This is a genomic window from Atopococcus tabaci DSM 17538 (genome assembly GCF_000429585.1).
Classification (GTDB): Bacteria; Bacillota; Bacilli; order Lactobacillales; family Carnobacteriaceae_A; genus Atopococcus; species Atopococcus tabaci.
In genome coordinates, this window is the sequence record NZ_AUCD01000079.1 from 1 (window position 1) to 9,607 (window position 9,607).

At 43.6% G+C, this 9,607-nt stretch carries 10 protein-coding genes; 9 read left to right on the plus strand and 1 reads right to left on the minus strand.

Annotated elements, in window-relative coordinates:
* On the plus strand, window positions 1–232 hold a 232-nt coding region (locus G470_RS0110140), incomplete at its 5' end, for an IS3 family transposase (RefSeq protein WP_028274715.1).
* Window positions 233–327: 95 nt separating this feature from the next.
* On the opposite strand, the gene G470_RS0110145 is transcribed toward G470_RS0110140, so the two are convergent.
* Window positions 328–1,260, minus strand: coding sequence for a diacylglycerol/lipid kinase family protein (locus G470_RS0110145; RefSeq protein ID WP_028274716.1), 933 nt, complete (start codon window positions 1,258–1,260; stop codon window positions 328–330).
* A 179-nt stretch (window positions 1,261–1,439) separates the two neighbouring features.
* On the opposite strand from G470_RS0110145, the gene G470_RS0110150 reads away from it, so the two are divergent.
* From G470_RS0110150 to greA, 8 genes are all read left to right on the plus strand, one after another.
* Entirely contained in the window at window positions 1,440–2,312 is an 873-nt protein-coding gene (locus G470_RS0110150; protein WP_028274717.1) for a YitT family protein, read from the plus strand.
* Window positions 2,313–2,652: 340 nt separating this feature from the next.
* Window positions 2,653–5,298, plus strand: coding sequence for an alanine--tRNA ligase (gene alaS, locus G470_RS0110155; protein ID WP_028274718.1), 2,646 nt, complete (start codon window positions 2,653–2,655; stop codon window positions 5,296–5,298).
* A gap of 136 nt (window positions 5,299–5,434) precedes the next feature.
* Window positions 5,435–5,704, plus strand: coding sequence for an IreB family regulatory phosphoprotein (locus G470_RS0110160; RefSeq protein ID WP_028274719.1), 270 nt, complete (start codon window positions 5,435–5,437; stop codon window positions 5,702–5,704).
* Window positions 5,701–6,135 carry a Holliday junction resolvase RuvX gene (gene ruvX, locus G470_RS0110165; RefSeq protein ID WP_028274720.1) on the plus strand — a complete coding sequence of 145 codons (435 nt, stop codon included), beginning with the start codon at window positions 5,701–5,703 and terminating at the stop codon, window positions 6,133–6,135. The genes G470_RS0110160 and ruvX overlap by 4 nt, the downstream gene beginning before the upstream one ends.
* 50 nt (window positions 6,136–6,185) lie before the next feature.
* Window positions 6,186–6,503, plus strand: coding sequence for a DUF1292 domain-containing protein (locus G470_RS0110170; protein ID WP_028274721.1), 318 nt, complete (start codon window positions 6,186–6,188; stop codon window positions 6,501–6,503).
* 156 nt (window positions 6,504–6,659) lie between these two features.
* A complete protein-coding gene (mltG, locus tag G470_RS13365; protein WP_084172176.1) occupies window positions 6,660–7,748 on the plus strand; it encodes an endolytic transglycosylase MltG in 1,089 nt (362 codons plus the stop codon).
* A gap of 66 nt (window positions 7,749–7,814) precedes the next feature.
* Window positions 7,815–8,450 carry a uridine kinase gene (udk, locus tag G470_RS0110180; protein WP_028274722.1) on the plus strand — a complete coding sequence of 212 codons (636 nt, stop codon included), beginning with the start codon at window positions 7,815–7,817 and terminating at the stop codon, window positions 8,448–8,450.
* A 187-nt stretch (window positions 8,451–8,637) separates the two neighbouring features.
* Window positions 8,638–9,111, plus strand: coding sequence for a transcription elongation factor GreA (gene greA / locus G470_RS0110185; protein ID WP_028274723.1), 474 nt, complete (start codon window positions 8,638–8,640; stop codon window positions 9,109–9,111).
* Window positions 9,112–9,607: the final 496 nt, after the last annotated feature.

Sequence of the window (9,607 nt, forward strand, 5' to 3'; positions counted from 1 at the left end):
AGGCATTGTGCAAAGTATGTCACGTAAAGGCAACTGTTACGATAATTCTGTCATGGAGAACTTCTTTGGCATCATGAAGTCTGAATTCCTCTACTTAAAGGAATTTGAAAGTGTGGAGCATTTTAAAAAGGAACTTGAAAATTATATACACTATTACAACACGAAACGCATGAAGGCAAAATTAAAAATGAGTCCGGTGCAGTACCGAACTCATTTTAACCAAGCTGCCTAAATGAAATAACCGTGTCTAACTTTTAGGGGTCACTTCACTATTTGCCAGGTTCTCCGGGATTTTTTGTTTGTTCAAGTGGATGGTGTTCGGTAGGCTTAAATCCAAAACGACTGTTTGAAGGTTGTGAGAGTGACGTCGTGTTTTTTTGTCGGGAGCTCCTCACCGTCTTTTTGACCGAATTGGTCGGAATGGAGTTTAAGCGAAAAAGAATCACTGCCCAGAGTGTGAACTTTTGGATGGGACAGGTGGTTTCCTTTAGTCAAAAGCATCCCGATCAAACGAACCAATTCTAAAAAAGTCAACTTTTCAGCGATGACAAGGTCCAATTTCCCGTCTTCGGCATGCGCTTGCGGGTGAATTTTCAACCCGCCGCCGAAATAAGGATTGTTGGAAGCAAGTACCAAAATAGAAGAAGGAAAAACCATTTCTTTGCCGTTTTTTCGGACGGTCACCGAGAACGGCTGCTGGCGGAAAAACGCCGACAACGCAGTGAGCAGATAAGAAATTTTTCCAAACTGTTCTTTCCGGGAAGACTGGTTCAACAAATGAATGACCGCTGCATCGATGCCGAATCCCAAGCTGTTGGCTGCAAAACCCACCTCATTTGTCTGATTGTCCGAGTAAGTGAGCACATCGAAACGAGTCGGCGCATGAACTGCGAGCAAATGTTCAAAAGCCTCTTCAGGATTGAGGGGAAGGTCGTGTGACCGGGCGAAATCGTTTCCCGACCCTGTAGGGATGCACCCGACCGGTATATGGGCATACGTGCGATTGAGACCTGAGATGACCTCGTTCAGTGTGCCGTCTCCCCCCACCGCCACAATAATCGGCTGTTTTTTTGATTGCTCTGCACGTTCTGCGATTCGTTCAGCCAATTGGTGTGCATGACCGGAAGCTGTCGTTTTATGCAATTCAGCCGTGAAAGCATGATGATGTTGAAATCGTTGGACTAACTTTTCTATTTTACGGCCTTTGCCTGAGCCGGAATGTTCATTTACAATGAAAAATAATTCTTTTGGTGAGTTCATTGACAGGTCCTTACCTTCCTATTTTTTCTTCTTTTATTATATCAGAGCGCGGAAGAAGAACAATTTGTGAAAGTTGGAAAAAGTAAAGGGTTTCACAAATTAAAAGTTTCTTACTCGATTAGCCGGAATGCACCCCACGTGTTAGAATAGTCCAGAAGTAGAAAAAAGGGGTGGAGCGAATGAAACAAACGGCAAAAAAATATACATTGGATTGGTTGGATTTACTATACATAACGGTGGGTTCGTTTTTGGCGGCTCTATCATACCAGGCCTTCATGCTTCCAAACAGCATTGTGGGTGGAGGCGTCGCGGGAATAAGTACAATCACTTATCATCTCTTTGGATGGTCTCCAGCGCTTGTTCAATATGCATTGAACATCCCGTTGTTGCTTTTATGCTTTTTACTGCTGGGAAAAGCGGCCGGGTATAAAACCATTTTGGGAAGTTTATTGATGCCCTTTTTTATCGGCTTGATTCAAGATATGGATGCATGGACCACCAATCCGATGTTGGGAGCCATTTTCGGTGGTTTTTTGACGGGAATGGGAATTGGAATCGTCTTTAAAGCCAAAGCCTCCACAGGCGGGACCAGCATTGTGGCGCAAATTATTCACGAATACTTGCACCTGCCGCTTGGGACCAGTACCGCTCTGCCGGATGGCGCCGTCATCTTTGCTGGTTTGATTGCGTTTAATTCTGAAACCATCATGTATTCCCTTATTGCGCTGTTTGTCATCACGCGCTCCGTTGACTTGGTTCAAGTTGGTTTCAACCGTGCCAAAAATGTCTTTATCATCTCTGAGGATCCGCAAGCCATACGAGAGGAAATCCTTCATACGATGCAGCGTGGAGTGACTAACTTGGATGTGAAGGGCGGATATGGAAATACGAAAAAAGACATGCTGATGTGCGTAGTTGCAGAGCAGGAATTTACAATGTTGAAAGATACAGTATTGAAGGCTGATCCAGATGCATTCGTGGTCGTCATGAGTGCCAGCGAAGTATGGGGAAGAGGCTTCACTCTGCAGAAAGATTATGTCTCACCTGAATAATAAACGCTCTGCTTGTCGTTTGCTATTCTTTTTATTGACACTTTTGAATAAATTCATTATACTTTGAAAGAATGCAAAGGATATGCTCAGACTGTCCCTGGCTCCAGAGAGGCTCTCATTTTGGTGGAAGAGGGCTGCTGACACAGTTTCGGGTGCTCCCTTTGAACATTACAGCACAAAAAGCTGTCGCTTCTCGCGTTATCGAGAAAAAGAGGTAATGAACCCAATGAAAGCTTGGATGGTTCATTGCAAACAAGGTGGTACCGCGGATTTCCGTCCTTGTGCGCAATGAATTATTCGGGCTTTTTTCGTTGGAAAAGGAAAGAGAGGAAGAATTATAGTGAAACCATTAAAAAGTCATGAAGTAAGACAGATGTTTTTGGACTTTTTTGAAGAAAAAGGTCACCAACCAATCAAAAGCGCGTCCCTTGTCCCAGTGAATGATCCATCTTTGTTGTGGATCAACTCTGGGGTTGCAACATTGAAGAAATACTTTGACGGCACTTTGAAACCGGACAACCCGCGTATTGTCAGTTCGCAGAAAAGTATTCGAACAAACGACATCGAAAACGTTGGAAAAACAGCACGTCACCACACTTTGTTTGAGATGCTGGGGAACTTCTCCATCGGCGATTATTTCAAAGAAGAAGCCATCGAATGGGCATGGGAATTTTTGACCAGCGATAAATGGCTGAACCTGGATCCAGAACGTTTGTATGTCACGGTTTATCCGGCAGACAAAGAAGCGAAAGAAATTTGGAAAACAAAAATCGGATTAGCCGATGACCACATCATTGAAGAGGAAGGAAACTTCTGGGATATCGGTCTTGGTCCAAGTGGTCCAGACACTGAAATTTTTTATGACCGCGGAGAAGAATGCAATAACCTGTCTGAAGACGATCCTGAAAACTACCCAGGCGGCGAGAATGAGCGTTGGTTGGAGATTTGGAACCTTGTTTTCTCCGAATTCAATCACAAAGAAGATGACACGTATGAACCTCTTCCGAACAAGAATATAGATACAGGAATGGGATTGGAAAGAATCGTTTCCGTGCTTCAAGATACTCCAACCAACTTTGAAACAGATTTATTCTTCCCGATTATCCAAAAAGTAGAAGCTGTCAGTGGAAAAACGTACGGCGAAGATTCCGAACGAGATGTTTCATTTAAAGTGATTGCAGACCATGTTCGTGCCGTTACTTTTGCCATCGGCGACGGCGCTTTGCCTTCCAATGAAGGCCGAGGCTATGTTCTTCGCCGCTTGTTGCGCCGATCAGTCATGCACGGCCGCAAACTGGGAATTGACCGTTCTTTCTTGACCGAATTGATTCCGGTCATCGGCGAAATCATGAAAGAACATTACCCGGAAGTACAGGAAAAAACTGATTTTATTTCACGGGTGATCCAAAACGAAGAAGAACGATTCCATGAAACAATCAATGAAGGATGGGAAATTCTGTCCGATTTGATTGAACGCTTGAAAAAAGAAGGCCGCAGCCAAATTGAAGGAGCAGATACGTTCCGTCTGTATGATACGTATGGCTTCCCAGTAGAACTGACTGAAGAATTCGCAGAAGAAGCAGGTCTTTCAGTCGACTTATCCGGATTTGAGAAAGAAATGGAGAAACAAAGAGAACGCGCCCGTTCTGCTCGAGGCGAAGACCACTCAATGTCTGTCCAATCAGGGCTATTGACTGAAGTGACCGAAGAAAGCAACTTTGTCGGATATGAATCGTTCACTTCCACAGGGAAATTGGTGCACATCTCGGATGAAGCAGCAATCCTGGAAGAAGCAGAACCTGGTTCCACCGTACAATTGGTGTTCGATGAGACTCCGTTCTATTCAGAAAAAGGTGGACAGGTCGGAGACACTGGAGTCATCAAGAATGACAAAGGGGAGACTGTGGCCGTCGTCAAAGACGTCCAATCCGCTCCAGCAGGACAGCCGCTTCATATCACTGAAGTGAAGCAGCTGATGAAGGTTGGAGAGGTGTATCACCTGACAGTGGACGTTGAAGCTCGTCTCCGTATCATGCGCAACCACACAGCCACACACTTGCTCCACCAAGCATTGAAAGACACGCTGGGAGACCACGCCAACCAAGCAGGTTCTCTTGTCGCTTCCGACATGTTGCGTTTTGACTTCACTCACTTCGGCCAAGTCACTCCGGAAGAATTAAACGAACTTGAACGTATCGTCAACGAGAAGATTTGGGCTTCCATCCCGGTAGAAGTAGTGGAAACCAACCTTGAAAAAGCTAAAGAGCTGGGCGCAATGGCGTTGTTTGGTGAAAAATACGGTGAAAATGTCCGTGTTGTTTTGGTTGGAGATTACTCCAAAGAACTATGCGGAGGAACGCACGTACGAAACACAAGCGAAATCGGCCTCTTCAAAATTATCTCCGAATCTGGAGTTGGAGCGGGGGTACGCCGGATCGTGGCAAGAACAAGTGCGGATGCTTATAAGTGGTTGGAAGAGCAACAAAACATCCTGAAAGAAGCGGCAGAATTGGTCAAAGCTCAAAAGACAAGCGATGTTCCAACGAAAATCCGTAGTTTGCAACAGCAATTGAAGGAAATGGAACACGAAAATGAATCCATGCAGGCGAAACTTGCCAATGCGGAAGCACAAGAAGTGTTCAACCAAGTCAAAGAAGCGAACGGCTACACGTATATTGCCGCCGAAGTAGATGTTAACGACATGGCGCATCTAAGACAATTGGCAGACCAATGGAAACAACAAAACTTAACGGATGTACTGGTTTTGGGGTTGAGAAAAGAAGGAAAAGCCAACTTGCTGGTAGCAATGAGCCAAGAAACAGTCAAAAAAGGACTGAAAGCAGGAGATCTCATTAAAGCAATCGCTCCAATGGTTGGCGGCGGCGGCGGTGGTCGTCCGGATATGGCTCAAGCAGGTGGAAAAAAACCTGATGGCTTCCCACAAGCTTTGGCACATGTTGCTGAGTGGTTAGAACAAAACGGTTAATCAGCCTCGTAACAGTGGGAGAGGAGAAATGCCTCTCCCTGATTGTAAGAAAACGTTTTTCTTTTTCGTCATTGTAGTTTAGAAAAGTTTCTAGTACAATAGAAAAAAGAGAAATAGTGAAATTGGAGGCTGGAGCATGAGCTCTTTAGATCATACAGTACGATTTGATGTAGAGAAAAATGACAAAAAAGATGTCAACGAAACTTTAACTAACGTATATCGTTCCTTGGAAGAAAAAGGATACAATCCAATCAACCAAATCGTAGGCTATCTTCTTTCCGGTGACCCTGCATATATTCCTCGCCACAATGATGCTCGTAACCTAATTAAACGGCATGAAAGAGACGAAATTTTGGAAGAATTGGTAAAAAGTTATCTTCAAAAAAGTGAGACCACAGAAAAATGAGAATTATGGGATTAGATGTCGGATCCAGGACAGTGGGAGTTGCGGTCAGCGACCCGTTTGGGTGGACAGCGCAAGGACTGGAAATCATCCGAATCAATGAAGATAAAGAAGAATACGGATTGGAACGGCTGGCCGAACTGGTAGAAGAATATGAAGTGACCAAGTTCGTGGTTGGACTTCCAATCAATATGAACAGTTCATTCGGTCCACGTGCACGTGCATCGGTGAAATATGGGAAATTACTCGAAGAGAAGTTTCAACTTCCGGTTGAGTACCAGGATGAGCGTTTAACGACCCATCAAGCGGAACGCATGCTTATTGAAGAAGGGAACACTTCGCGTAAAAAACGAAAAAGTGTAATCGATAAGCTGGCTGCAGTCATGATTTTACAGAATTATTTGGACGCACATTCCAGAGATACCCGTTCTTAAATCGATACAGAAAAGCAATCACGTCTATCAACCAATGAGGAGAATGTCAAATGAGTGAAGAACACAACCACAACCATAACCACGATCATGACCATAATCATGAATACATCACAATTGTAGACGAACAAGGAAACGAATCTTTATACGAAATCTTGTTCACATTTGATTCAGAAGATTTCGAAAAATCATATGTCCTGGTATTCCCTGCAGGCAGTGGCGAAGGAGAAGAAGTAGAGTTGGAAGCTTTCTCTTATAAAGAAAGCGAAGGCGGACTCGAAGGCACTCTAAGCCCTATCGAAACAGATGAAGAATGGGATATGATTGAAGAAGTTTTAAACACGTTTGTATCTGAGGACGAAGACGAATAAACGTTTTTTCCACAAGATATACCGTAGTAAATGAACCCGTTATAGAGAGACAGCAGGAGGGCAGAAACATCGTCCCCCTGCCTGTTTTATGTTTGACAAAGTTCAAGATGGGAGCCTTCCTCCGTTTTGAGCGTATCGTAAAGGACTGAAATTACTATGTCGGAACCGAAAAAGACTAAACGAACAGTACAGAAGATTGTTTTCTTCATTGTAGCCATCCTTCTTTTGCTGTTGGTTGTATTAGGCGTGACAGGATATCGTTATTTTACGACTTCTCTTGAGCCGCTGAACCCGGAAAGCGAAGAAGTGGTCGAAGTTGAGATTCCAATGGGGTCTTCTCGAGCCGACATTGCTCGTATTCTCGAAGATAATAACATTATCAACAGCGCATTTGTCTTTAATATGTACATTCGAATGAACGAAGAAGAAGGGTTCCAAGCTGGCTACTATAAGCTGTCTCCTTCCATGGGACCGGATCAAATCATCGATCGGCTGCAAGAAGGAGGCGCTCCTGTTCCGCAAGAATCAGTGACTACCATCCCAATTCCGGAAGGCGTTACTGTTGAACAGATTGCCGTCATCATTGGAGAACAAACAGAATTTTCTGAAGAAGATGTGTTCAATCTTCTTGAGAACGAGCAATTTTTACAAGAGAAAGCAGAGGAATACCCTCGATTATTGACAAGCGCAATGGAAGCAAAAGAAGACACAATTTATACACTGGAAGGATATCTCTTTCCCGCTACTTATAACTATTATGAAGGAATGGCAGCCGACGAACTGATCACTGCGATGCTGAAAAAAACGGACGATGTTCTTTCCCAGTATTATGCCGAAATAGAGAATCAAGACAAAACTGTTCATGAAGTACTGACAATGGCATCTTTAATTGAAAGAGAAGCAGTTGAAGATGAGGACCGGCAGTTGATTTCAGGAGTTTTTCAAAATCGCCTGGATTCAGGAATGCCGCTCCAGACAGACGTGAGTGTAACTTACGCATTGGAAGAGCATAAAGAACGAATCACATACGAAGACTTGGAAACAGATTCCCCGTATAACCTGTACCAACATAGAGGAATAGGACCAGGGCCGGTCAATAACGGCAGCGAAAGTTCGGTACAAGCCGCATTGAATCCAACGGAAACGGACTACTATTATTTCTTGGCCGATCTGGACACAAGAGAAGTTTATTTCTCAGAAACATACAGCCAACATTTGCAGTACAAGAGTGAATATCTTGATTAAATTTGTGAAAGAAAAGCATGGAGTCAAACGGCTCGATGCTTTTCAGTAGGAAGAGGAGCTTTTATGGTGAAGAAGTACAAACCAGTTGTCATTGGAGTTACAGGTGGTTCTGGAAGTGGAAAAACAAGCGTCAGTCAGGCAATATACAACCATTTCCCAGGACGCTCCATTATGATGTTGGAACAAGATTCATACTACAAGGATCAGAGTCATCTGCCTTTTGAAAAACGACTCGAAACAAACTATGACCATCCGTTGGCGTTTGATACAGATTTGTTGATTCAACATATTCATGATTTGTTGGAATATAAATCTATCGAGAAACCTGTGTATGACTATACAAAGCATACTAGAAGCGACAAAGTCTTCGTTCAAGAGCCTAAAGAAGTAATCATCTTGGAGGGTATTTTGATTCTTGAGGATCCTCGCCTGCGTGACTTGATGGACATTAAGGTATATGTTGATACAGACGACGACATACGCATTATACGCCGAATAAAAAGAGACATTGAAGAAAGAGGCAGAACTTTGGACAATGTCATCGAGCAATATTTGAGCGTGGTCAAGCCAATGCACCATCAATTTATCGAACCAACGAAACGGTATGCGGATATTGTTATTCCGGAAGGTGCTCAAAACGAAGTGGCGATTGACTTGTTGGCTACAAAAATCAAAACCATTTTCGATGAGCGGACCATTTAATCCATCCCCAGCATAAAAACTAAAAACAAAGACGTCGCTGTGCAAACAACGGCGTCTATTCGTTTATAGAATAAAAAAGAACTTTACAATAATGCGTTTCCATGGTATCTTTTTTACATTGAATTTTGTAAGTTATTTAACACACATGATTTATTCATGCATAGAATATTAATGAGGTGAAGCTATGATGGCAGATAAAGTGTATCCAATGACTTTGGAAGGGAAAGAAAAACTCGAAAAAGAATTGGACCACCTAAAATCAGTAAAACGGAAAGAAGTAGTAGAACGTATCAAAATTGCCCGCAGTTTCGGTGACTTATCCGAGAACTCGGAATATGAATCCGCTAAAGATGAACAAGCGTTTGTTGAAGGACGGATTAGTACATTAGAGAACATGTTGCAACACGCGGAAATCATCGACAGCTCCAATGGCGCGAAGGATGAAGTTTCTTTGGGACGAACAGTGACTTTTGTCGAACTGCCGGATGAAGAAGAAGAAGAGTACACCATTGTTGGAAAAGCGGAAGCAGATCCATTTTCCGGAAAAATCTCTAATGAATCTCCTATTGCGCAAGCATTGCTTGGGAAAAAAGTAGGGGACGAAGTGGCGATTGAAACTCCAGGCGGAGCAGTAAATATCAGAATTACAAACATTGACTAAGAAGATAGACGGTTATGAAAGAGGCTGGGACAAAAGTCCCAGCCTCTTCTGCGTTTCCGAAAAGGCTAGCGAAAATGCGCTCCAAAATGCAGACCCGACGTCCACTTCACGAATAATGCTCGAGGGGCTTTGCCCCTCATCCGCTTATTCGCTCCAGTGGTTCGGGTCTAAACGCATTTTGTCCTGCTCTCTTTCCTACGTTTAGTCAAGTCAAACGTGGTTGAACAAGGAAATTTCCTTCGGAATGGACGGGGGGTGCTTGGAGAAAAGCCATGGGACCGCCTGGAGCCTCTAGTCTCCAGGCTCTCAAGCCTCAAACGGAGCGTAAGCGCTGAAGCACTGACGCTCCGTAATTCGCATTTCGTCCTCGACATGGCTCCAAGCACTCCCTATTCCTCCAGAAATTTCTACTCTTACACCATTTTATTGGTGGACAAAGAAAAGAAGGCAAACCAAATAAACCTCAGAAACTTCTGATTTTTTTCTGAGCAGGTTC

What these genes read in the sequence shown, in the direction of transcription:
- G470_RS0110145 (WP_028274716.1), bottom strand. Translation starts at nt 1,260, where the DNA reads ATGAACTCACCAAAAGAATTATTTTTCATTGTAAATGAACATTCCGGC.
- ruvX (WP_028274720.1), top strand. Translation starts at nt 5,701, where the DNA reads ATGAGAATTATGGGATTAGATGTCGGATCCAGGACAGTGGGAGTTGCG.
- greA (WP_028274723.1), top strand. Translation starts at nt 8,638, where the DNA reads ATGGCAGATAAAGTGTATCCAATGACTTTGGAAGGGAAAGAAAAACTC.
- mltG (WP_084172176.1), top strand. Translation starts at nt 6,660, where the DNA reads ATGTCGGAACCGAAAAAGACTAAACGAACAGTACAGAAGATTGTTTTC.
- G470_RS0110150 (WP_028274717.1), top strand. Translation starts at nt 1,440, where the DNA reads ATGAAACAAACGGCAAAAAAATATACATTGGATTGGTTGGATTTACTA.
- G470_RS0110170 (WP_028274721.1), top strand. Translation starts at nt 6,186, where the DNA reads ATGAGTGAAGAACACAACCACAACCATAACCACGATCATGACCATAAT.
- G470_RS0110160 (WP_028274719.1), top strand. Translation starts at nt 5,435, where the DNA reads ATGAGCTCTTTAGATCATACAGTACGATTTGATGTAGAGAAAAATGAC.